This is a genomic window from Methanomicrobiales archaeon HGW-Methanomicrobiales-1, assembly GCA_002839675.1.
GTDB lineage: Archaea > Halobacteriota > Methanomicrobia > Methanomicrobiales > Methanospirillaceae > Methanoregula.
In genome coordinates this window covers 61,902-85,240 of the sequence record PGYM01000002.1, presented here as the reverse complement: position 1 = coordinate 85,240, position 23,339 = coordinate 61,902, and the positions used below count along the sequence as shown (strand labels likewise).

Below are 23,339 nucleotides of genomic sequence, written 5' to 3'. Positions count from 1 at the left end.
ACGCCTGTTCATGGATGATGCACGCTCCTGGTACATTTCCGGCATGGCCCTCCAGGATCAGAACCGGTACCAGGAAGCACTCCTCGCCTTCGAGCAGTCGCTTGCCCTTGACCCGGGAAATGCAGGCGCATGGAATGGCAAGGGAATGGCGCTTGCCCATCTTTTCGAGAATGCCGAAGCCATCCAGGCATTTGACCGTGCCCTGGCACTCGGAGAGGACAATGAATTTGTCTGGTACAGCCGTGGCATCGCGCTGCACCTGCTCGGGCGCAATGATGATGCAATCCAATCCTTTGATCGTGCACTAAAATTAAAACCGGATAACCCTCCTGTATGGACGGGCATGGGTGATGCCCTGCTGGCCCTTGAACGGTACGACAGTTCAATAAAATCCTATGATCGCGCCCTTACCTGTGCGGCTGATACTTCACCCGCTCTTATGGGAAAGAGCCTTGTCTATTTTGTACTGGGGGATTATGCAAAGGCGCAGGAATTCTCGGAAAAAGCAATTGCACTTGAACCTGACAATATCCTCGCTCTGGTCACGCTGGGTTCTGCCCTCATTGAACAGCGGTTATACGAAGAAGCGATTGTGGTATATGATCGGGCGATACAACTCGATGGGCATAGTGAATATGCATATGCTGGTAAAGCAACAGCCCTTGCGGAACTGGGCCGGTTTCCCGCAGCGCTCGATCTGTTCGATCATGCCCTTTCCCTGAACCCCGCAATGCCGGATGCGTGGATGGGCAAGGGGATGGTCTTGGGGAAACTGGGAAATAACAGCATTGCAATGGAGTCTTTCGACCGGGCGCTCCAGTTCAATCCGGATTGTGCAGTAGCCTGGTATACCGAAGGAAAAATATTCCGGTTTGTCTCCCGCATTGAAGATCGTATACGGATTACCGATCGGATGCCCCCGGTCAACCCGAATACTGCGGAAGCCTGGGGCAGCCGGGCATTTGAAAAGGCCCGTGCCGGTCTCATGGAAGAAGCCGTGCGGGAGTACGATAACGAGCTGAGGACAAATCCCCATTCGCCCCTGCTCTGGTATAACCGGGGAATAGCACTTGATACCCTTGGGAGGTCAGAAGAAGCCATTCACTCCTATGAAAACGCTATCAGTGCAGATCCCGCCATGATGGCTGCATGGTACAACAAGGGCCTTTCAGAGATCGATCTCGGGCAGTTTGCAGACGCAATTATCAATTTCGATCATGCACTGGCACTTGACAAGTCCTCGGCCATCATCCGGATAAACAAAGGGCTCGCACTCTTCCGGCTCTTCCGGTTCGAAGAGGAACTGGTGGCCTACGATGCCGCTCTTGCAATTGACCCTGCGAATGCAGCAGCATGGTATAACAAGGGTGTTGCGCTCCGACAGCTGAACCGAAATGAGGATGCACTATCTGCATTTGAAAAAGCAATTTCACGGGACCATGCATTGACCCGGGCCTGGTTTAACAAGGCAGCAATTCACAGCCGGCAGGGATCCTATGAACTTGCCCTGCAGGCCTATGATCTGGTTCTCTCTCTTGAACCCCAGCATGCGCTTGCATGGGTGGGGAAAAGTTTTGTTTTAATCAATATTGGCAGATCGGGTGCGGGAAAAAAGGCTTTCATCCGGGCGAACCAGGTAGCAGAGCAGCTCTCGCTCATGCGGAGGAATTACGGGGGGGCACTCTTCCTGACGCGAAGGAGTCGCAATTACGTGGCCTTTCTTGATAAAAAAAGGAAAGCCCCCCGCGATGCTTCACTTGCATGGTATTCGATCGGCGTCGATCTCTACCAGAACCACCGCTATGAAGAGGCCATGAGTGCGTTCCACCGGGTACTCTCAATAGATCCTGCCAGTTCACGCAGCTGGTATTATCTCGGGCGTGCTGCTGCGGATCTCGGGAAGTATGCAGAAGCGCTTGAAGCCTATGGTCATGCACTCCGTCTCGATCCTGCCAATAAACAGGTATGGAACAACAAAGGCCTGATCCACCGGAGACGGGGGCAATCCGATACCGCTCTCACGTCGTTTCAAAAAGCGCTCGATCTCGATAAAAAGTATTTCCATGGCTGGTATAATCTCGGTCTGGCATTGCTTGATGAGAAACGGTATGGTGAAGCTGTGGAAGCTTTCGATGCGGCACTCGCTTTAAAGCCCGGAGATCCCCGTGCCCTCAACCGGAAACAGTACGCAGCGCTCAAAGCCGGGTCTTCCTAATTCAATGCGATGCTGGCACATATCCGCTGGCTGATGGGATGGTAAACACGGCTTTTTCTTTTTGGCATATCCCTTTATGGTTATACAGTCACCTTTTCATAAGAGAGTTGTCCAGTATGCAGTTTGAGTCCGATTCCTGTAATTCCCCGAATAGTAACGGGGGTACACTAGTATGATCTCGCTGCGCTTGTACCGTATCTACGATATTGGCAGGGAGATCGATATCGACTGGCTCGAGCGGGCGCTCGCCCAGAATTATTTTACCGCAAGAACCAGTTTTGTCCGGGTCAAACCCAAGTCCATCATGATGGAAGACCCGCCTCTCATGATCCAGATGCACCCGATCCTGGTGGAGCGGGAGGGCAGGACCTTCGAGTTCTCGGTGGTTGCCCGGGTCTTTGATATCGGCGCAATCAGTTTCTGTTTTGTGTACAATGACCGGGAAGCCGATTATACCGAACTGGAGAATATCGCCTTCCTCTTTGCCGGGCAGGAGGGGCTTGCTGAGTATTATGTCCAGTATCTCAAGACCCTGGGCGAGATCATCAAACCGCACATCAAGAATTTTGCCATTGATCCCGAGTTCTTTGAAGATTATACCATCTACGTGACCAATCGCCGGGACGATTCGATCGACCCGGTCCCGCTCCTGACCGGTGAAACCGCGAATATCTCGCCGCAGATGCGCCAGGAAGTTGTAAAAAATTCGCTGAGTTATACCGTTAATGATCTTGTCATGTTGTCATGGGACTCAGCGCTTATCTGTGATCCGGAGAGCCCGACCGATATCATCGATTTAATTGAGTTTGCCAATGTGCAGGTGCTCGAGCTCCGGTATTATGATCGGGAACTCACCCGTGGGATGGAGAAGATGTACGATGATATCGAGCATGCCGACCGACTGTCGCAGTTCCGCCGGAGCCGCAAGTATCACGCGATCATGGCAGCCCAGATGGAGATGTACGCGGAGATCTCCGAGATCATCGAGAAAGTTGACAACCTGATCAAAGTGACCGAGGATATCTACTATGCCCGCGTGTATGCAACCGCCTTAAAAGTGTTGCGCAGCAGCCAGTGGAGCGAGAGCGTGACCCGGAAGATCGATGTGATCCGGGAGAATTACTCGATGCTTTCCGATGAGGTGCGCATCCAACACTCCAATTTCCTCGAATGGGTGATTATCATCCTGATTGCACTCGAATTCGGGCTCGCGATCTGGCAGAGCATAGCGTAAAAATATTTTTTTGTGTGGCCTGACGGGCACACGTATAAAAAACTAAAAAAAAAGTATCAGAGATACCGGTTCTTGCGCAGCCAGTCCGCCTGGGGTGGCAGGTAACGGTAGATGATGTCGCACTTCTCATCCTGGAAACTCCACGGAGTTACAATCAGGATGTCGCCTTCGCGGATCCATGCGCGCTTCTTGATCTTTCCTTTGATCCTGCCCATCCGTGTAACGCCATCGTAACACCGGACCCGGATATGGTTTGCCCCCATCATGAGGTCTGCGAATGCGAACTGCTCACCGGCCCATTTCTTGGGCAGGCGAACCCGGACGACCGGCGTTCCGTCCGCGTTTACTGCGTTTGGATCTACATCATCGTTATTATTCGGTCTAATTCAGACAACTCCTTTGTTACAGGTATGACGTCTAGGCCAATGAAGGTATGTATTGTATAAATGGTGGCGAGACTTCTCACTTTCTCCCCACGCACTCCGGCCCTTATATGCTCATGTATCTACCTTCCTTTTAATCCCATGATCGGAAAAGGTGCCTATCTGAAACAACTGACCGCGTCTACCCTCCAGATGAGATCGGTGGAGGTGGAAAAAGAGATGGAGGGAACCTCCCCCCCGTCGGTGTTTATCGGCAGCTGGAATTATCCGGATGTGTATGCCGGTCCGATGATTGCTCCTCAGCACGGCGACACCACGATCATGGACATGCCCGAGTCATGGATTTCGCAAAACCATACGCAGGAAGAGATCATCGGGTACCGGCTCAATCTTGTGCGGGGAAAATCCCTGGTAAATGCAACAGATATCAGTTCCCGGTTTGTTCAAAAACTCCAGGAAATCTCCCTGTCATCGAATTCCATAGAGAGCGAAGTGGCTTTCTCATCGGTTCCCACCGGTACATCGTTCTCCGAAGATCATACCCCGTTTGGCCCGAGTGCAGGGATTGAGCGGTTCGAGATCGAGAGCGGAAGATGGGACACCAAGCTCGAAAAGGTGTTCTATGACACAGACCTGAGATCCAATGATGCGGTCACCGGTCTGCACCGGCAGGGAGTCCCGTTCTCCAGTATCCAGAAGGCATTCTCGGTCGGTACCATGGGAATGGACCGGACCAGGCACCTTGTTCCAACCCGCTGGTCAATCACCGCGTGCGACACGATGATCGGTGACCAGCTCCTCACTGCCGTAAAGAAAAACCCGGTGATCGATACCTGGCGGGTTCACCAGTTCTCAAGCCTCCACAACAATTACGCAGTTATCCTGATGCCCACCGGCTGGAAATACGAGTGGTCAGAGGCATTTTTAAAAGTTCTGGGAAATGAGGAACTGGTTTTTTCCGATCATGAAGGATACAAAAAGAAAACAGAGTACTCTCACCTGGGCGGATGCTACTACACCTGCAAGATGGCCGTGCTCGAAGCACTTGCCCGCCAGAAGGAGCAGGCAGGAGCAATCATTCTCCGGGAGGCACACCGGGGCTACGTGCCAATGGGTGTCTTCAATGTCCGTGAGAATGTGCGGGGTGCAATGCGGCAGCCTGCACAGGAGTTTGAAGGAATCCGGGATGCTCTCTCCCATATTGCTGAATCGTTTTCCCTGCCCATGACCCGGTTTATCGAGGAAGGAGTATTGCTGCGGGAAACAATCCGACAGCGGCAGTGCAGGCTCAGTGATTTTGCATCGGTAGCGAACTGATATGGTGAAGAGTCCCGTTCTGGAAGGTAATGGCGCGAATCTCTCCTGGAAAGATACGGACATGGATCCCCGGCGGATCATCCTGCACCTCGACATGGACAGTTTCTATGCGTCTGTTGAGATGCAGGAGAACCCGTTGCTGAAGGGAAAGCCCGTAGTCATCGGTGCTGATCCACAGCATGGCACCGGACGAGGAGTTGTCTCTACCTGTTCGTACGAGGCACGGGCATTTGGCGTGCGGTCAGCAATGCCTATCTCGCAGGCCTATGTTCTCTGTCCTCAGGCGATCTATCTGCCCCCACATTTCCCCCGGTATGCCAAGGCATCTGAAGCCGTTATGGCAATCTTAAGATCCCATAATTTCCCGTTCCAGCAGGTGAGTATCGACGAGGCATTCCTGGACATAAGTCCCCTGCGGAGCTTTTCCACGGCAGCCGATTGTGCGGTCCGGATAAAAAATGAGATCCTGGTCCAGCTCGGGCTCACGTGCTCGATCGGTATTGCGCCGACAAAAGTGGTAGCAAAGATTGCTTCGGATGTGAACAAACCCGATGGTCTGACTCTTGTCAAACCGGAAACGCTTTATTCATTCCTTGCCCCGATGCCCGTTCGGAAAATTCCCGGTGTTGGCAGTAAATCCGAAGCAGCGCTCTTTGAGTTGGGTATCAGGACGATCAAGGATCTTGTCGAATACGATACCCAGGAATTGATCTCCCGATTCGGGCATTCGGCCCTCTCCCTCCAGGCAATTACCTCCAGCACCGATGATGACCGGGTTGAAGAGCGGGACGGTGTGAAATCGGTATCCCGCGAGACAACATTTTCTGAAGATACCTCGGATGAGCAGGTGATCGTGGCAACCATCGATGCACTGTCACAGGATGTGAGCCGGAGTCTTATCGATGAATCCCTGCGATGCAGGACCGTTACTATCAAGGTGCGATATACCGGTTTTGTGACCCGGACAAAAGCCCGGACCCTCCCGCACTATACAAATGATCCAAAAACGATCCGCTTAGCTGCACAACTTCTGCTCCGGGAAATGTTTGATGGCCGGAAGATCCGGCTGCTCGGTATACGGTTATCCTCATTTGAGAAACGCGATGCCCGACAGATGATCCTTCCGGTGTAGCAACCTGTTCACCGGGTATCGGGGCTCTTCTCTGTTATGCAGGAAATGCATTTACCGGAAGATTCTTTCATACGTGTCCGGTTACAGAATTTACCGATTTGAAAAAAGAATGCTAAAAACCCTGAAGGGAAAGTCAGGTTCACAAAAAGAAATTTTTCGATATTGGTTATGGGGAGGCTTTTTTCCTGCCGTTTTTAATTAACAGCCGGTTGAGGATGTGTACTTTGTGGAATGCAGTGAATGGGATCAAACCCGGTATTAAATCAAACCACCTCCATTCTATGGGGATATCCTTTAGTTGTTCTTTATAATATTTAAAAATTTCTTTCGAGGAATACCTCAAAATTATAAATGGTTCAGCATTCGCATTGATGATTTATGTATAATTCAAAATATTTTGCATTTACGATCCGGTTTTGTATTAAAAATACTTCTTGTGGTGCCCTGCATTCTGACAGGATCAATTTCACTGGTACCCGTTAGTTTTTTGTTAAGTATTTGGATGTAATCCCGGACCATAAAACAAATCAAATCCGGATGCCTATGTTGAGATGAACGTTTCATGAGCCCTCTGCCGATGGTAACCAATTTTATCGAACAGTTAAAGACAGCACAGACTGATCCTGCTGTAGGAATTCGCATCGTAAGAGTAACCGGTGACGATCATGTGGGACTCTATGTTGCTGAACTGGAAGCACATCGTTCGGTGACCGCTCATTATCACCTGAACGGCAGCGAGATCTACCAGATTGTCCGTGGTGAGGGCACGATTCATACCGGTCATCCGTCCGTGGACGATTTGGTCACCTGGAACAAACCCGTGGATCTCAAAAGTGGCGATTGTTTTACGGTGCAGGAGGGCGAGGTTCATCAGCTGATAAACACCGGTTCAGAATCCATGATTGCATGCTTTGTCTGCCCGGTTGCCCATATCGGCCATGACCGGTTTATCGTCAGGGGGATCGTGTAGTTCCATGAAAAATTTGTGTGAGGCGATGCATGCAGCGATACCGGTTTAAAAAAATTGATGCATTTGCCATGGGCCGTTCGACCGGCAACCCGGCAGGTTGCGTGTACCTGCCACAGGAAGATGCCCTGAGCGCCGAAGGCATGCAGCAGATTGCACGGGAACTTGCGGGCTGCGTAAACGAAGTGGTCTTCCTGTACCCTGATGAGGGGCATACCGGCCTCCGGTTTTTTTCAGCGGAACGCGAAGTTGCGTTCTGCGGGCACGGGATTATTGCTGCCATGTACGATCTTATTAAAAATGACCCGGTACTTTCACTTGATCCGGTTACCCGCATTCACGTGGGGGGACAGGAACTGCTTGTCAGAAACGAGATCGCAAAAGCCGATTCGGTCTTTATCAGTGCGCCGCAACCTGTTGTAGAAAAACTATCCGTATCCCATGACAGGATTGCTGCTGCATTGCGGATCGCACCCGGTGACATTTCAGAAAAACATCATATCTCCTGTATCAACGCCGGGCTCTCGACCCTGATCGTACCGGTCGATGCGCTCGACACACTGCTGTCCATTCACCCGGATCAGCAAAACCTGCGTGAATTCTGCCTGGCAAACGCGATCGAGATCATTTTGGTTTTCTCGACCAGTACTTCATGCGCCGGGAACAGTTACCGTACACGGGTATTTGCCCCCATATTTGGGTATCTTGAAGATCCTGCAACGGGTTCGGGCAATGCGGCACTGGGATATTACCTGCTCAACGAAGGAACCTGGGATGGACGCATGATTGCCATCGAACAGGGAAAGAGCAGGGAGAACCCGAATATCATCCGGCTGGTGAGTGACACCTCAAAAGTTCAGCACAGTGTATTTTTCGGGGGCAACGCGGTTGTACGGATTGAAGGGGAGTATCTTCTCCATCCATAATGGTGGGAAAACAAAAATTCCACCCCTCGATCCTCGCACTCGACGCTGTCACTGTAACTATATGTTAAAAAGGATATCAGGTCTGGCGTTTTTTACTGTGCGAACGCAGCCATGCTTCAACATCTGCCTGTTCAGCCGTGAACGATGCAATCCCCTGCACCAGTTCCGCCATTTCGTCATCGCCCGCTTCGAGTATGTAGCCGTTGCCGCTGAAGATCATTTCTGCCACAAGCCATGCAGTCCTGCTGTTACCCTCACGAAATACCGGGTAGGCGCAGAGGGAAAAAAAGGCAAGCGCTGCCCGCGGGCATATGCCTTGAGTCCGGTTGGCTAAAAAGATCATCTGGTGGAGGTTTGCTTCCGAGAAAAGACGGGCATCGCCGCCATCGGACATTATCACCTGTTTGTGGAAGGCGATGACCTGTTCTAACGTGATATCATTCATGCAGTCCACCCGTTCTCATGAAGGATTTGCGTGCCTTGCCATATAAATCCGGGGAATCCCTCGGCATGGTCGTTTTATGTACACCGGGCGAAAGAGTGATAGTATCCTGCATCCAATAGTGTGAAAAATTTGGTGTTCATTATGGGAATTTTTGACAAATTAACTGGAAAGACTGCAACGCTCAACCCGAAATCAGCCCTCGTGCTCTCAGCCATCACCGTTATTGCGGCAGATGGTGTCATCGACCAGGCCGAGATGAACGATCTCGCAAAGATCTGCCGCGGCGACCGTAAATCCATCGATACTGCGATGGAAGTTTTAAAGGCCAACAAGTTCCCCGGTGTTATCGACCTGATTGCAAACGTCCTTGACGAGAAGCAGAAGATTGCCACGCTCGCCATTCTCTGCGACCTTGCCATGTCCGATGGTGTGCTTGCCGGGGAAGAAAAAGCAGTCCTTCAGATGTACATGGACAAGTTTGGTATTCCTGAAGCAAAGATGACCTCGATCATCGAAGCGATCGCAATCAAGAACGACTTTTCAATCTTTGCGTAAATTTATTCAAATCTTTTTTTTTAAATGTCCCGTTTACGCTTTCCGCATCTCGTTGTAGAGTGAAACAAGCGAGAGGCTTACCAGGTTGAGTGTTGTCGCAATATACCAGAGGATGATCTCGACCGGTGAGAGTGTTGCAATCCAGCCTGACCAGAGCATCAGGCAGATGATTAAAAACGAAAGCAGGGTATCGAATGCAAGAAAGACCATTGGTCTTGAAACTATGCGGCCTACCTGTGCGATGGTGCAATACTCGAAATGCGCCGGTAGGTGAAATAGGTCGAGCCCCGATTTTGTTATATTCATCAGAAGATCTGTGCAGGCCCAGATGGTGACGAGCCATCCAAACCCCAGAAACAGGGCATTTTCTCCCGGTGCAGCCCGAAGTATGCTGATGCCAAAGAGCAGCTTGAAGATGCAGAACGGGATGCCTATCGTGAAACTTAAGAAAAACGGCCGGAGGAAAAACTTCTGGATTGCATCCGATTCCCGTGCATACCTGCACTCAGGTGCATTACCGTCGCCATCATTTCCGCTACCGGGTGAAAGGGAATCGGCCATATATCAGGGAGAGTATGGTGGGGCACGGATATATCAGCTGCGACCCGGTGCTTTTTTTAATGCCCAAACAACCAATACGGTACCAGGAGCCGGTGCATGGGATTTGAGTGCCATCAGTGCGGGGAGTGCTGTTCCCACCTGGGGCTTGTACATAGTATTCGTAAAGATCTCGGGAATTTCCATTTCATTGTCTTCAACCAGTATACTTCGGATGAAACCGAAGTTACCGTCGATGCGGATAAGCACGAGCTCTACCTGGACAAGAGTATCTTTGGAAAACTTCCCGAAGCCTGCCCGTTCTTCCGGCACATGCCCGGCAGCGAGAAAGCGTACTGCACCGTCCACCTGACACGCCCCGATATCTGCCAGGATTTCTCCTGCTGGCGGCTGCTGATCCTCAATCACACCGGACGGAGGGCGGGACGTGTCATGTTCCGGCGCTCGCTCGTCACCGATGATACGCATTTAAACCGGATCTGGGAGGAATGCATTGACCCGTTGAAAGAGAACGATGACGCTGTCTGGGACAAAGAAGTTGTCCGGATTCTCACGCGGGCGGGTTATACGGTGCGGCAGTGATTTCAACTCTGCATCCCGTAAAAAGTTTGCACTCCTCATTGCGAACCTACGTACCTGCCACATCCGGATGAATTGGTTCCGGGTTCACAACGAAAAGGCAATAACCCCGTTTCACAAAACAAAAAGAGTGACTGTTCTTTCCTTACCGGTTTTCTTTGCAGCCTTGTACGCCATTCTCAATACTGGTGCGTTTCTTATCTTTGCAAATGACAAGAGGAAAGCAAAAAACAATGCCTGGCGGACTCCGGAGAATCTGCTGCTGGTTGTTGCTGCGCTGGGCCCGTTCGGTGCATATGCAGCGATGTTACTATTCCGGCACAAGACCCGGAAATTAAAATTTTTCCTGGTACCGGTATTTCTGATCGTCCACGTTGTGGCAATCATCTGCCTGCTACAATAATCTTCCCGCTATGTACTGGGAAGTATGAAAATCAGCGGAATCCTGTAACCGGCTGACAAACCGGGACGTAACCGTACCAAGAAAAAAGCAGAACAAAATGATTACAGAAAATGAAAAAATTTATGAAATCAGAACCGGGGTTTCCGGTGTTTCGGGAGGCAGTCCCTGCAGTATACAGGCCTGCCCTCGGTTGGCTTAAAAGGTACTTCGCATTCTGCCCCACAGTCTGCACAGATTGTTTTTGTCATTTCTCGTGGGCCCTGGTCTCTTGCGCCGCCAAAATTTCTCTGGCCGCCGAATTTATTCTCTCCAAACATGTTAGATCTCAAACAGTCATTTGAATAACTGTGATATGATATAGGTCGCAGTGGTTTATAAAAAATATGTTCGTACGATTCCGGGGAATTTACCGAATCTCTGAAAAAATCCCGGCATCCGTAAAATTACTTCAGGCCCCCTTTTTCCCCACCGTTGCACAGTATACCACAAATTCTTCTTCTCCATCAATCCCGAGCACATCCGCCATCTGCCGGTCGTCAAACGCCCCGATAGCACAGGTACCACAACCGATCTGCTCACCGGCAAGATACAGGTTCTGGCACACATGCCCTGCATCGAGATGGACGAGCCGGTACGCCCGCTCACTGTACCGCCACGCCATCCGGTAAATTACCGCTGACCAGACAAATGTGACTGCCGATGAACGCACGAAAGCCTGCCCGAGACAGGCAGACATAATCCTGTCTGTCATCCCGCTGCCGATTTCTACAAGGGCAAGGCTGTGAGAGAACGCGAGATACCGGTACAGCCCGGGCTGCAAGTCCCCGACACGGTTGATGAGCAGGTATGTCTCGAATGCATGGCGTCCCCCGGCAGAAGGAACATTCCGCAGTGTGTAATACGGCGCTTTTACCTCCACAATTCCCTGCGTGTTCCAGCACAGGAATGCAAGTTCATCCAGGGTGAGCGGATCTCGGGCATAGTGACGGATCGAGCGCCGCGACTCAATGGCAGTCCGGCAATCGATGGGGGGCACCTGTAGGTTTTCATGTCGGGGAAGCGGGATGATCGGGTGGTCTTCCGGCACGGCTTTTTCCAGCGGCGGGGCCGGGAGTCCCTGTGTCTGGTCGGATGCGGAGAGAAACTCGTAGCGGGTCTGTTCCATGAAGGTGCGACCGGTTGGCAGCATATGCCAGTGATTGCCGCTTCATGGCCATAAACAGAACGGTGGAGCTATGCGAATTGCATCCGGGAATTCCCGTTACCAAAATACCCTGCATTTATTACCCCGCCTCCCAAATCTTTTGTAGATGCGAACCAACCGTCACGAGTATTTCCTCGACCTTGCCCTGCGGTGCGCCCACCAGGGAACCTGCCTTCGCCGGAACTTTGGCGCGATCATCGTGGATGAATACAATACCATCGTCTCGACCGGCTACACGGGAGCCCCCCGCAAACAGATGGACTGCACGGAGCTCAACCGCTGCTGGAGAAAGGATCACAACATCCCGTCCGGCTCCAACTATGAGCGATGCCGGAGCGTGCACGCCGAGATGAACGCAATGCTCCAGGCCGGAAAACTGGCCCGGGGATGCACACTCTACCTTGCCGGATTCGATGTCGAGACCGAAGCGCTTACCCAGATCTGGCCATGTTTCCTCTGCTCGAAGATGATCGTGAATTCCGGGATCGCCAAAGTGATCATGCGGACCAGCGATAAGGAACACCGCGAGATGGACCCGATGGTGCTCTACCAGATGCGGAGCCGGGAATCGTTAGGCGAGGATGGGAAATAATCTGTTCAAATTTTTTTATCTGCAGGTCTTATACAAAAAAAATCTGCCACTTTTTTTTAAGTTCTCTCTCCTGCCCATCCCATTTTTTGTACACTTTTATCTGCAAAAATTCCGGTTGCGATCCCCATTGCCGGCATCATCAGGTACCGGTGCAGAATATGACATAATCGCCCATTGGCAATCCCCTGCACGAAAAAACCCTGCGTGAGAAATTATGATTAAAAATGAAGGACTAAGGGGAGGTGTGTGTGTGTAATCCCTTATTAGTCCCGTTTCGTTGCTGGTACTTATTTAAGACGTGCTTGTGTCATTTTCCTGTCATGAGGTAATAACAGGTTCTGGTGACGAATCCAGCATCACCACGGTTCCGCAGTTATTTTGGATCACCATCGTATGCACACAACAAACATGAGCATACGTTCATTTCTATCAGCATTGCTGATTGGCTTGCAGTGGAAGTGCACAACCTCAATGCTGTGCATTAGTGCACAAACACTAAGCACAATATCTATTTTTATCATAGCCTTTAATAAATCAATCGATCAAAGATCGAGACAATGCTGCGAATCAAAAATTATGGGATAAAAAAAGTTTTTTTCACGGAGATACAAACTTTTTAAGGAGACTGGTGTATGGAAGCCGCTGACAAAGAAATTACTCATATCAAGGAGGTGCTGCGCGAAAATCCACGCGGGATGAATATCAAGGAGATCTCAGCTGCGGTTGCCATGAGCCGGAATTCCATTGCAAAATATCTTGATGTCCTGACCGCCGCAGGACAACTCGAAGTCCGGTATGTCGGGAATGCTAAGCTCTTCTATCTGGCAAAACGCGTGCCCCTTGAATCCATGATGAGCATGAGTCCTGACATGATTGCGGTCATGGATAAAGACATGAGGATTGCCCAGGCAAATTCCCCGTTTGTTGATTTTATCGGCGTCCCCAAGGACCGGATCATCGGTTCACGGCTGTTTGACCTTGCTTCGGCAATGCTGCCGGTCGAGCAGATGATGGGCTGGCTGCAGCAGGAAAAAGCAGGGGCTGACTCACCCCACGAGATCCGCATTAAGAAAAATGACAAGGAGATATATTTCAACGCACTTTGCATCCCCACCCTCTTTGAGGACGGGGATACCGGTGTAGCCCTGAGGTTTGAGAATATCTCTGACCGGAAGCAGGCTGAACTCTCTCATGAAGAGCACAAGCGGCTCACCGAGGCAATCCTGTATGCGTGCCCTGTCCCGATGTACGTGATTGGCGAGGATCACCATATTCTCGCGTGGAACCGGGCCATGGAGAAGTTCACCGGGTTAAAATCCGCCGGTCTGGTGGGAACCCGCCGGCAGTGGCAGGCGTTTTATCCGGAGGAACGGCCGTGCCTGGCGGACCTGGTCATCGATGGCTTAACAGAACGGATACCAACATGGTATCCCGGTTCGGGAGCACAACCGGTATCTCGTGACGGAACTTTTACGGCAGAAGATGCGGTACCTGTTCCTGGCGGGGGAAGCAGGAGACTCCGGTTCACGGTGACTTCTGTGATGAACAATGGAGGAGACCTGATTGCCGCAATTGAGACGGTCGAGGAAATTTTTCCGAAATAATTTTTTATTCAGTTACCTTTTGTTATCATTTTATTTTTTTTGCTCATGGATGATCATGCGGGGATAAAAACCAAATTTCCGGTAAAATTGCCAGGCCTCCTCATTGCCATTGCCTACCTATACCCGCTTTCTTTTCACCCATTCCTGCCTTTTTTTACCCTGGCAGAAAGTATATAGCGGTAATTGAATGATCGCTGATTAATGACAATTGCCGGATCCAAGATCATCAAATCCCTTGGGCTTGTTTTTGGCGATATCGGCACCAGTCCCATCTATACCTTGGGAGCCATCCTCCTCTTCATTCTCCCTACGGTAAAAAATGTACTCGGTCTCCTCTCGCTAATCATCTGGTCACTTTTTTTTGTCATTACCGTCCAGTACGCCTGGCTTGCGATGCACCTCGGTGTCAAAGGCGAAGGCGGGACTATCGTTTTAAAAGGCCTTCTCATCTCCTACTTAAAGAAGAACAGCCGTATGGTCTCTTTGGTCTCCCTGCTTACCATCGTTGGTGTTGCCCTTTTCATGGGAGACGGGGTCATCACCCCGGCCATCAGCATCCTCTCGGCAGTCGAGGGTATCCAGCTGATCCCGGGTTTTCAGGGAATCGGGAGCAGTTTTATTCTCCTGATTGCCATTGTGATTGCCTGCGGGCTTTTTATTATTCAGAAACGGGGAACTGAGCGGATTGCATGGGCGTTTGGCCCCATCATGCTCATCTGGTTTTTGACCCTCACGATCACCGGAATCCTGTCGATTCTTTCAGCACCGGAAGTCCTGTTTGCGGTCAGTCCCCAGTACGCGGTCTCCTTTCTTTGGGAAAACGGCTTCATCTCATTTTTTGTGCTCTCTGCTGTAGTTCTCTGCGTGACCGGGGGTGAAGCCCTCTATGCGGATATGGGGCATCTGGGCAAGGAACCGATCATCAGTGCATGGTATCTTGTTTTTCCCGCACTGGTGATCAGTTATCTCGGCCAGGGGGCATTTGTGCTCACCAATCCTGAGGTGCACTCCGTGCTCTTCAACATGATCAAACACGAGTCGGTGATTTTTTACGTGCCTTTCCTGGTCCTGAGTATCGCTGCAACGGTCATCGCATCGCAGGCAATGATCAGCGGAATGTTCTCAATTGTCTACCAGGGGATGACAACCCACCTCCTGCCCAAGTTGCGAATTGATTTCACCTCCCCCGATCTCCGATCCCAGATTTATATAGATACGGTGAACTGGCTGCTGCTCTTTGCTGTTATCATCGTGATGGTGGATTTCGGCACTTCAGAAAATCTCGCTTCTGCCTATGGGCTCGCAGTCACCGGCACCATGACAATCTCTGCAATCCTGATGACGCTCATCTTTATCCAGCGGCATGACCGGCTGAAAACTCTTATTGCGCTATTTTTAATCGGGGTAGACGGGGTATTTTTGTTTTCCGCCTTCCTGAAATTTCCCAGTGGGGCGTACTGGTCAGTGTTTATTGCTGCTATCCCCCTGCTTATCATCCTGATCTTCATCAAGGGACAGGAACGTCTTCATGCGGTACTACAACCGGTGGAACTTGCGACATTTCTCCCCCAGTTCCAGAAAAAATATGCTTCCCTTAAGAAAGTTGAAGGTACAGCGGTATTTTTCACCCGGGATCCCCTCAATATTTCGTCCTATATTTTCCGGACTATCATCAAGGATGAGATCATTTTTGAGGATAATATCTTAGTATCGATCAAAATTTCTGAGGCTCCTTTTGGTATAACAACCGAATTTGATCAGGATCTCGTACCGGGTCTGCACTCATTCCATGTAACGACCGGCTATATGGAAGTCATCAACCTTGAGAAGATCCTGCGGGAACACGAGATCGATGAAAGAGTGATCTTCTATGGAATCGAAAATATCATCAGCCGGCAGGCAATCTGGATAATGTATGGGGCGATCAAACGGCTTACCCCGGACTTTGTCCAGTTTTATTCCCTGCCATCAGATAAGATCCACGGGGTAATCACCCGGATAGAGATGTGAACCGGGTAATGGCCATACAATTTTTTTCCTCCTGCCGGTCAACGTTCACGACCGGATTTTTTTAAAGTAGCATTCCTGATTGGTTTTTTTTATGTCATCCCCGGTACAATACCCTTACGGGAAAAGTGATTGTCAATGACCGGATATTTTGATACAAAGGCCGTGGTCTGGGACAAGGATCCCGGGCGGGTGCAGATGGCAGGAACAATTGCCGATGCCATGATCAACGAACTACACCCTGATGGGACTGAGCTGGTGATGGATTATGGTACCGGCACCGGAAATATTGCGCTGCGGATCGCACCCCGGGTAAACAGGATCATCGCGGTTGATTCGGCAAAAGGCATGCTGGAGGTGCTCAAAGAAAAACTTACGGCCGATGGCATCACTACGATCGAACCGCGGGAATGGAGCATCGGCCAGGATATTGCCGGGCTTCCGGCGTTTGATGCGATCGTGAGTTCGATGACCCTTCACCATGTCAGGGATACTGCTGCTGCGGCCCGGACATTTTACGAACTCCTGCAACCCGGCGGGAGAATTGCGATTGCCGATCTCGATCCCGATATGGGGGAGTTCCACGAAGCATCCGGCATTGCGGAGCACGATGGCATTGACCGGAAGAACCTGCAGCAGGTTTTCGAAGCGGCCGGGTTTGATTCCGTCCGGTTCAGCGATGCCGCCACGATTCATAAGATCTCCTCCCGCACGGGCAAACCCCGGAATTTCACCATCTTCCTGATGACTGCACAGCGGCGATAAACAGAAATTTCTTTTATTTAATTGATATCACCGGGACCGAACGTGGTACCTGCGAATGCATTACCCTCCGATGGATAGCCGGTCCAACCCTGCGGTCATGCAGATTACTATCCCCTTTACTATAAACCAGCCCGTGGTTTATAGCCCGTTTTTCAGGAATTTTGCTGCTGTTTTTTGCAACCTGTTGCACAGAAGAGGACATCAGAGGCACTATTTTCCTGTCCACTTCACCGGTGCGAGCCAGGTTTGATCCATAAAAAAAGCAGAGATCCACGTTTTCAAAGGATTTTCCGGCAGCAGGATTGGTTGAACCGTTTTTCCCGATCGCATTGCATGGTTATCACCTGTGCGAATGTAAAAAAAGCCCGTACCGGGGAGAAAAAAAACGCTCATTTTTCCACGATTTTTTAATTCCGGGAAAGTATCTTTTGTATCGGAACATTCCGGCAAATTAATAAAATTGATATACCCCTTTCCTTCCACTGGAGTGAACGACCTGTAACTCCGATAGCCCTTTACAGAATTTAACTGGTTTTTATGAGCTCGTTGTTTGGATCCGTTGTTTTTTGTTATGGACTGGAAACGTTGCTGTATCTATTGAATGAGGCGATTGTTTTAGCGCTCGACTTGATTGAACTTTAATTTAGTCCTTTCTTCCCGTAAAAACAACGAACAGCCGGTTTTTGTATATTAAATCGATCTCGCTAAACCCGCAGTCCGCCATCCAACCGAGCTGCACCGAGAGTTTCTCGTTCTTGTCGAAAGTATCCCGCCGGTACAACATCTGCTTCTTATCTTCAGTTGAAAGCGGGCACGGCACCAGAAATTCGTCCCAGTAATTCATGTAGCGCCGGTTGATGGCCGCAGTCTCGCCCAGTACCTGGTCGGCGTTTACGAACATGCCTCCGGGATTCAGCGCATTGTAGATTTTCCGGTACAACCGGTATTTGTCCTCATGCCCGAGATGGTGAATGGAGAGTGCTGAACAGATCAGGTCATAGCGGCCGGCAAAGTCCACGCTGCTATAATCGCCGGTAATATACCTGACATTCTTACGATCAGCGAACCGCTCCTGAGCGATGCTGAGCATGGATTCAGAAAGGTCGACCAGCGTGAGTTGAGCGTCCGGGAATTTCCGGGTCATGAGCGCTGACAGAAGGCCGGTACCTGCGCCGATGTCAAGAATAGCCGGGCACGGGTTTTTACATTCCGCAGCCCAGACTGCTGCGCTGTAATAGTCGTCCATCTCGGGAATAATCCATTTTCGTTGCCCATCATACCGGGATGCGGTCGCGTCAAAAGCTCGCTTGATCTGCTCCATAACAACTAATGAGAGCATTGTTCTGGAAGGGTAATCAAACCCGCCGGGTTCCATGAAGCGGTTATGGACTGCGAAATCACTCCGGACTGAACATTCTCTTTCCGGTATCCGGCTGCGGCCTGTGTTACTGGCAGGCACCTTTGAAAAAAAGTTAAACGTTCTCAATATCCGGCAAGTTGTGGTGGATATCGATCCAGTACGGGCAATTTCGAGCCGGAAATATTCAGTGCACTACTGCACAAAAATGCCTGATTGTACTGTACGATGAGAGCAGTTCTCCGGTGAAGTCTCCAGTGGAAACAAAGGGGTATATGAATATTATGAATTTGTCGGATTTACTGCATAAGCATAGATTTTTGTTAAAAACCTGAAAAACCTATCAAACTGGTAGAATATACACCGCGGAATGCTCGCTTCGTCGGCGAATACGACGGTGTATTTAAGATCCAGTCCAGCAGGATTTTTCCCGTAAAAATTTCACGGAGGGGACAAAAAAAGATTACCTGTGGGCAGGGGTGCATCCGGCGTAATGGGCAAAAGGTCACCCGTGCTGCAACCCAAAAGAGCGTCATTAAAAAAAACTCTCCTGAGCTAAAGGACTGCCCTTATGGTCCCGGGACCTGATCAAAACTTTATGTCGGTATTTTAATTATAAGGAAAACCGATTTCAATTAAGGAAATACGTGAAGAACATGACCGAACAAAAAGGACACTTTGAAAAAGGAATCTGGGTAGTGGAGAGCGAACCAGTGGCGACCGTGACTGATGGAAACGTCATTGACAAGAGGTTTGCCGAGGCGACAAAGTCCGTCATATCATCCGTTGATGATGTGATGAAAGTTACCCATGACCTCGTAACAACCGAAGAGGGAAAGCAGTACATTGAAAAAACCATTAAGGATACGCAAACGCAGATCCAGAAATCCTTTGATGATATCATCAGCCGGGTAAAATCCGAAGTGGATAAAACGGTTAAAAATATAAAATAATTTTTCCTGTCCGGAAGAGACCTGCTTTTCCCTTAAAGGAAAGAACGGGCCCCGGGCTGGCAGGCACTGGATACGGGCAACGGATCTCCCGTTGATCTCCGCAACACCGCAACTTCAATGCTCTTTTCCTAATACTTCTTCTGTTGTCCGGAAGTGCATCTTTGCAACAAGCGGTAAACCCGGAAGACCGTTCTTTTCCATGAATTGTTTCCCGGCCTGGATGACCGCAGCCGATGCCCCGAGCGGAAACGTCATCGAGTACTTCTTTGACAGTGACGCAATCTTCTCGATGAATCGTGCCCGGGCCAGGATCGATGCAGCCGCGACCGCGATGTTCTGCTCTGCCCGGTGCATCTGGATCAGCCGGATGGTCCGGCCCTTCTGCTGGAGTTTTCCGAGGATGAAGCGTTTGTCTGCGAACTGGTCGGCGAGTGCTGTTCCGCAGTCAACTTTTTGCAGCAGTTCCTCGATGGCCTTCGCATGCCCCCACGCGAGCAGCGTGTTCAGATTTTTTCCTTCAGTTCTCATCTGCTCGTAGAGCCGGTTGTATTTCTCCGGTGAGATCTCGATGATCTCGAATTTCCCGGCGCAGAGTTGCTTAATCTTTTCCGCGAGTTCCTTAATCTCCCGGTCACTGCAGGTCTTGCTGTCCCGGACGCCCGCTGCTCGCAGTTCCCCCGCAGTCGTTTCATCCACGCAGACCGCTGCGCAGACGAGGGGGCCGAAGTAATCCCCCTTGCCCGATTCATCGGTGCCGATGACGGGATACCCGACATCATAGGCAGAGCCGGATGTACCGGGTGGAACCGGGATTTTTTCCGGAGAACTGGCGGGCGCGTGAATCTTCTCCAGCAATTGTTTCACGCTGTGCAGGAGTTCCGGATCTTTCAGCGGGGAATAATCGAGCGTGAATTTTCCATTCTTGCGCTGGTACAGCCGGATAATGCCGCTCTTATCCTCACGGGAGATGCTGAACTGAAGGCCAAAATTTATGGGTTTGCAGGACTCGATGGTGAAATTATTGGTGAGGAGGATGCTCTTGATTGATTGGTAGTATGCGGTGAGTTGTTCATTGGTCATGGGGGAGCACCTTTTCGCATGAGAGCAAACGATCTGGCATTATCGGTCATTTCGGCTGATGCCTCACGATTTTCCCGGCGTTTCATCCGGGTATGCATGCATGTGCAATGTTATTCATTGTTCTTCACCTGAGTATTTCAGAATTCGCAGGCAGGGAAATGTAGCCGCGCCTGGTTCAGGTCTGTCCATCCGGGGAATCCCTTGTTTTTTAGTCCTGCTCTCATTTTCCATGACTGCGAACGTGTGAACTATTGGAAAAATGACGGTGACAATAAAATATCAGATTTTTTCGATGAGAGCTTCGATTGTGTGTAAGAGAAGGTCTGCCTGGTCCACGGCGAATTCTGCTTCTGCCTCTGATATCGCACCCGCAGTATCGTACACTGAACTATGCCGTTTGCGCCGCATCCGGTCGAATACGACCGAATCTTTTTCATCGAGATACAATTGGGCGAATTTTACTACTGCTATATGCTGGTTCGCTCCGTCCGGCCGGTAACCGTGGGCAAACATCAGGGCCCGGCCGGCCTGGAGAACGGCATTGTACGCGATGGTGTAGGCCCAGTCGCAGTCGCTTGAAAGAAGAAGCCGGGAGGTAGTCACATCCCGGTGTGCAAGAGCGATTGCGTCCGTTATTTTCTTCCGGTCCACGGGAAGTTTTTTTATGAGTCCTTCCCGTTCAAGATCCTCAATCATCGCAGGTTCCGATGATCTGTATCTTGGGCTCATGCATTACATTCTTTACGAAAGGATCTCCGGACTCTTTTCGTTTTCTGAATTCATCGCGATGCATGAGCGTGTAGTTGATCTCCCGGTTGGTTTTCTGTTCGCCGGTATGGATGCGGGGGATCAGGGAATTTTCGTCCACATCGCCCACGATAAAAAGATCGATATCGCTTTTTGCACCTGCGGTTCCCTGCGCAAAAGATCCAAAGATGAACATGCAATCGATGCCGGGGAGCTCCGTGAGATCGTCCCTGATAATTTTTGCAATCCCTTCGGTCTTCAGCACGATCTTCTGCAGATCGCTGTACAGGAAAAAATCCCGGTTGACCGTGTAGTACTGCTGGTTTCCTTTCTTCTGTCCCGCAATGAGACCGAAAGCTTCGAGGTTTGCCAGTTCCCGGCGCACGGCATTGTAATTCTCTTTAGTCATCCGCACTATCTCGCGGATATAATACTCGCTCTCCGGGTTGAGCAGGAACAGGGTGAGGAGTTTCACCCGGGTCTTTGAGGAGATGAGCGCTTCGAGCATGAGTACATAATGTATTCAATTGAGTAAAAAATGTATTCATTGTGAGATTATGGGAACCTGGTGGAGGTGTTTCTTTGGTTATGGGGAACGAGGTGGGGATTGGGCGGGGATGGTGCGGGAAAAAATGGGAGGGTGTGTGATCAATTAGGGTGTAGATGTGTGAGAAAATGATATTCGATTATTTTGTTAGATTGAGGGGATAGAATTTAATTAAAATGCATTTTTCATTCTCCAATCCTATCACCACTGTATAATTTTTGGTACTCGGAAACTGCAAAAACATCAGTCATCGAAGATATGTAATCACATAATATTCTTTGAAAATGATTATCTCTGATTATTTCATCTTTGTAAGTTTCAAAAATTTTACTGTCAAGATAGCGAATATTTTTAGTTTTCATACTCATTTTTTCGATTTCATCTTTCAATCCCTTCAACTCACAAATTTTTGTATATTTTTTTAGAACGGAATCATCCAATTGACGGGGATTTGTCAAATATGCTTTTAATATCCGTCTTAATATGAATCGAGACTTGCCATCCTCTCGATCAATTTTTTGATTATTTATTACAAAATGTTTCTGAATTTCTATTAATCTTTCAAACACTTTATTCCCATTCAGGACTTTGGCGGTCGCAAGTGCCTCAGTGATTGGATACCAATCAGAGACCCGCTTATCTTCAGATTTTTTTTCCACATACTTATCCATATTTTTGCTAATTTCCTCTACAGAATCTAAAATTATTTTTCCGATAATCCAGCTGGTAAATTGTTTTATGTGATCTGGCTTGATGAACGCCTTACCGTTAGAGGTTCCAATACAATCCTGACTTTCGATGCCTTTCAAAAGTCCTTGATTTACCATATCTTCAAGATGCGCTAAAATGATCTTTCTGCTGTCAAAATCCCCAACAATTGCATCTTCCACATCATGGCACTTTTGGGCAATCTCATCAGCTAATGCTACGATTTGTCCTTCTAATGTTGCCGAGAAGGGCAGATCAATAAATAATGCCTCATCAGTTACAATTTGATAATAATAGACGGGGGTCTTTCCCTTCGAATTTTTTGGATAAATTGTCGTGTGTTTCAAGATCCCTTCAAGAACGGGATACGTGAGATTCAGTCCGCCCGATTCCCCATATCCCTCTTCTAATTTCATTAAAACACGCACGCTTTGAAAATTATGTTTGAATCCGATTTTTAGTTGCTCTGGATCAAGTTTGAAATCATTTTTTATTTTTATGTCAGTTCCATCTAGGATGTCAGACAGGACTTTCTCACCGGAATGCCCGAATGGGGTATGACCTACGTCATGTCCGAGTGCTATTGCCTCTGCGAGATCCTCATTTGCATGTATCTGACGAGCGATACTTCGAGCGATTTGAGCTACTTCAAGTGTGTGAGTCAGACGCGTCCGGATATTTTCATTCATTTCCCCGGTAAAACACACTTGAGTTTTATGAATTAACCTGCGAAATGCTTGAGAATACAAGATCCTATCACGATCTCTTTGAAAATCAGTTCTTTCATCGTGGAAATGTTGTTTTCCGGTATCTTTTTTATGTTCAGGATTTTTTCTGGTAATGTGATGACCGGTATTTTTTGTCGCAAGTGGGTGAAGGATCTTTTCGGCAGAAGGGGTATTCATATCTTTTAATAGTTCGGTATCTAAATAACTTGATTATATTTGTTCCCCATTGCCGAGCAGTACGAGATCGTTTGTCGTTTCGATTTGCCGTTTGAGCGTGCGGATGTGTTCGATCAGGAAGTTGCTTCGGGAGCGGGCCGACGATGCAAGCGGTTG

General features: G+C 49.5%; 26 protein-coding genes. 15 read left to right on the top strand and 11 right to left on the bottom strand.

Annotated features, from left to right (window positions below; all coding sequences use genetic code 11):
* Positions 1-10 precede the first annotated feature (10 nt).
* Both CVV30_06540 and CVV30_06535 read left to right on the top strand, forming a co-directional pair.
* Positions 11-2,215, top strand: coding sequence for a hypothetical protein (locus tag CVV30_06540; GenBank protein PKL69228.1), 2,205 nt, complete (start codon positions 11-13; stop codon positions 2,213-2,215).
* Positions 2,216-2,387: 172 nt separating this feature from the next.
* The gene (locus CVV30_06535; GenBank protein ID PKL69227.1) at positions 2,388-3,449 is read left to right on the top strand and encodes a hypothetical protein; all 1,062 of its coding nucleotides are present in this window, start codon (positions 2,388-2,390) and stop codon (positions 3,447-3,449) included.
* A gap of 56 nt (positions 3,450-3,505) precedes the next feature.
* Here CVV30_06535 and eif1A read toward each other — a convergent pair whose 3' ends face one another.
* Positions 3,506-3,835, bottom strand: a complete 330-nt coding sequence (gene eif1A / locus CVV30_06530) for a translation initiation factor eIF-1A (GenBank protein ID PKL69226.1) — start codon at positions 3,833-3,835, stop codon at positions 3,506-3,508.
* A 138-nt stretch (positions 3,836-3,973) separates the two neighbouring features.
* Between eif1A and CVV30_06525 the strand changes: the two genes are divergently transcribed.
* The 4 genes from CVV30_06525 to CVV30_06510 all read left to right on the top strand — a co-directional run bounded on the left by CVV30_06525 (position 3,974) and on the right by CVV30_06510 (position 8,174).
* Positions 3,974-5,149 (top strand): hypothetical protein, encoded by a 1,176-nt coding sequence (locus tag CVV30_06525; GenBank protein ID PKL69225.1) that lies wholly within the window; start codon positions 3,974-3,976, stop codon positions 5,147-5,149.
* A 61-nt stretch (positions 5,150-5,210) separates the two neighbouring features.
* Complete coding sequence (locus tag CVV30_06520) at positions 5,211-6,281, top strand: DNA polymerase IV (GenBank protein PKL69757.1); 1,071 nt, start codon at positions 5,211-5,213, stop codon at positions 6,279-6,281.
* Positions 6,282-6,843: 562 nt separating this feature from the next.
* Positions 6,844-7,251, top strand: a complete 408-nt coding sequence (locus CVV30_06515) for a hypothetical protein (GenBank protein PKL69224.1) — start codon at positions 6,844-6,846, stop codon at positions 7,249-7,251.
* A gap of 29 nt (positions 7,252-7,280) precedes the next feature.
* Positions 7,281-8,174, top strand: coding sequence for a PhzF family phenazine biosynthesis protein (locus CVV30_06510; protein ID PKL69223.1), 894 nt, complete (start codon positions 7,281-7,283; stop codon positions 8,172-8,174).
* A gap of 76 nt (positions 8,175-8,250) precedes the next feature.
* Here the strand turns inward: CVV30_06510 and CVV30_06505 are convergent, their stop codons facing one another.
* Positions 8,251-8,619, bottom strand: a complete 369-nt coding sequence (locus tag CVV30_06505; GenBank protein ID PKL69222.1) for a hypothetical protein — start codon at positions 8,617-8,619, stop codon at positions 8,251-8,253.
* 141 nt (positions 8,620-8,760) lie between these two features.
* On the opposite strand from CVV30_06505, the gene CVV30_06500 reads away from it, so the two are divergent.
* Positions 8,761-9,174 carry a hypothetical protein gene (locus CVV30_06500; protein ID PKL69221.1) on the top strand — a complete coding sequence of 138 codons (414 nt, stop codon included), beginning with the start codon at positions 8,761-8,763 and terminating at the stop codon, positions 9,172-9,174.
* Positions 9,175-9,207: 33 nt separating this feature from the next.
* Here CVV30_06500 and CVV30_06495 read toward each other — a convergent pair whose 3' ends face one another.
* Positions 9,208-9,651, bottom strand: a complete 444-nt coding sequence (locus CVV30_06495) for a hypothetical protein (GenBank protein ID PKL69756.1) — start codon at positions 9,649-9,651, stop codon at positions 9,208-9,210.
* A 180-nt stretch (positions 9,652-9,831) separates the two neighbouring features.
* On the opposite strand from CVV30_06495, the gene CVV30_06490 reads away from it, so the two are divergent.
* Positions 9,832-10,314, top strand: a complete 483-nt coding sequence (locus CVV30_06490) for a hypothetical protein (GenBank protein ID PKL69220.1) — start codon at positions 9,832-9,834, stop codon at positions 10,312-10,314.
* 67 nt (positions 10,315-10,381) lie between these two features.
* Positions 10,382-10,714 carry a DUF1294 domain-containing protein gene (locus CVV30_06485; protein ID PKL69755.1) on the top strand — a complete coding sequence of 111 codons (333 nt, stop codon included), beginning with the start codon at positions 10,382-10,384 and terminating at the stop codon, positions 10,712-10,714.
* A gap of 128 nt (positions 10,715-10,842) precedes the next feature.
* Here CVV30_06485 and CVV30_06480 read toward each other — a convergent pair whose 3' ends face one another.
* Both CVV30_06480 and CVV30_06475 read right to left on the bottom strand, forming a co-directional pair.
* A complete protein-coding gene (locus CVV30_06480) occupies positions 10,843-11,031 on the bottom strand; it encodes a DNA-directed RNA polymerase (protein PKL69219.1) in 189 nt (62 codons plus the stop codon).
* Between the two features lie 131 nt (positions 11,032-11,162).
* Complete coding sequence (locus CVV30_06475; protein ID PKL69218.1) at positions 11,163-11,903, bottom strand: nitroreductase; 741 nt, start codon at positions 11,901-11,903, stop codon at positions 11,163-11,165.
* Between the two features lie 121 nt (positions 11,904-12,024).
* On the opposite strand from CVV30_06475, the gene CVV30_06470 reads away from it, so the two are divergent.
* The 4 genes from CVV30_06470 to CVV30_06455 all read left to right on the top strand — a co-directional run bounded on the left by CVV30_06470 (position 12,025) and on the right by CVV30_06455 (position 16,886).
* Complete coding sequence (locus CVV30_06470) at positions 12,025-12,510, top strand: cytidine deaminase (GenBank protein PKL69217.1); 486 nt, start codon at positions 12,025-12,027, stop codon at positions 12,508-12,510.
* 632 nt (positions 12,511-13,142) lie between these two features.
* Positions 13,143-14,114, top strand: coding sequence for a hypothetical protein (locus tag CVV30_06465; GenBank protein ID PKL69216.1), 972 nt, complete (start codon positions 13,143-13,145; stop codon positions 14,112-14,114).
* A gap of 201 nt (positions 14,115-14,315) precedes the next feature.
* Positions 14,316-16,124: a potassium transporter Kup gene (locus CVV30_06460; GenBank protein ID PKL69215.1), complete on the top strand. Its 1,809-nt coding sequence runs from the start codon at positions 14,316-14,318 to the stop codon at positions 16,122-16,124.
* Positions 16,125-16,259: 135 nt separating this feature from the next.
* Complete coding sequence (locus CVV30_06455; GenBank protein ID PKL69214.1) at positions 16,260-16,886, top strand: SAM-dependent methyltransferase; 627 nt, start codon at positions 16,260-16,262, stop codon at positions 16,884-16,886.
* A gap of 210 nt (positions 16,887-17,096) precedes the next feature.
* Here the strand turns inward: CVV30_06455 and CVV30_06450 are convergent, their stop codons facing one another.
* Both CVV30_06450 and CVV30_06445 read right to left on the bottom strand, forming a co-directional pair.
* Positions 17,097-17,369 (bottom strand): hypothetical protein, encoded by a 273-nt coding sequence (locus CVV30_06450; protein ID PKL69213.1) that lies wholly within the window; start codon positions 17,367-17,369, stop codon positions 17,097-17,099.
* A 160-nt stretch (positions 17,370-17,529) separates the two neighbouring features.
* A complete protein-coding gene (locus tag CVV30_06445) occupies positions 17,530-18,207 on the bottom strand; it encodes a class I SAM-dependent methyltransferase (GenBank protein PKL69754.1) in 678 nt (225 codons plus the stop codon).
* A gap of 52 nt (positions 18,208-18,259) precedes the next feature.
* On the opposite strand from CVV30_06445, the gene CVV30_06440 reads away from it, so the two are divergent.
* On the top strand, positions 18,260-18,475 hold the full coding sequence (locus CVV30_06440; protein PKL69212.1) for a hypothetical protein: 216 nt from the start codon (positions 18,260-18,262) through the stop codon (positions 18,473-18,475).
* Between the two features lie 424 nt (positions 18,476-18,899).
* On the top strand, positions 18,900-19,196 hold the full coding sequence (locus CVV30_06435; protein PKL69211.1) for a hypothetical protein: 297 nt from the start codon (positions 18,900-18,902) through the stop codon (positions 19,194-19,196).
* Positions 19,197-19,310: 114 nt separating this feature from the next.
* On the opposite strand, the gene rnhC is transcribed toward CVV30_06435, so the two are convergent.
* The 4 genes from rnhC to CVV30_06415 all read right to left on the bottom strand — a co-directional run bounded on the left by rnhC (position 19,311) and on the right by CVV30_06415 (position 23,183).
* Positions 19,311-20,276 (bottom strand): ribonuclease HIII, encoded by a 966-nt coding sequence (gene rnhC, locus CVV30_06430; GenBank protein PKL69210.1) that lies wholly within the window; start codon positions 20,274-20,276, stop codon positions 19,311-19,313.
* Positions 20,277-20,555: 279 nt separating this feature from the next.
* Positions 20,556-20,972, bottom strand: a complete 417-nt coding sequence (locus tag CVV30_06425) for a hypothetical protein (protein ID PKL69209.1) — start codon at positions 20,970-20,972, stop codon at positions 20,556-20,558.
* Positions 20,965-21,531, bottom strand: a complete 567-nt coding sequence (locus tag CVV30_06420; GenBank protein ID PKL69208.1) for a hypothetical protein — start codon at positions 21,529-21,531, stop codon at positions 20,965-20,967. The genes CVV30_06425 and CVV30_06420 overlap by 8 nt, the downstream gene beginning before the upstream one ends.
* A gap of 224 nt (positions 21,532-21,755) precedes the next feature.
* Positions 21,756-23,183 carry a hypothetical protein gene (locus tag CVV30_06415; protein ID PKL69207.1) on the bottom strand — a complete coding sequence of 476 codons (1,428 nt, stop codon included), beginning with the start codon at positions 23,181-23,183 and terminating at the stop codon, positions 21,756-21,758.
* Positions 23,184-23,339: the final 156 nt, after the last annotated feature.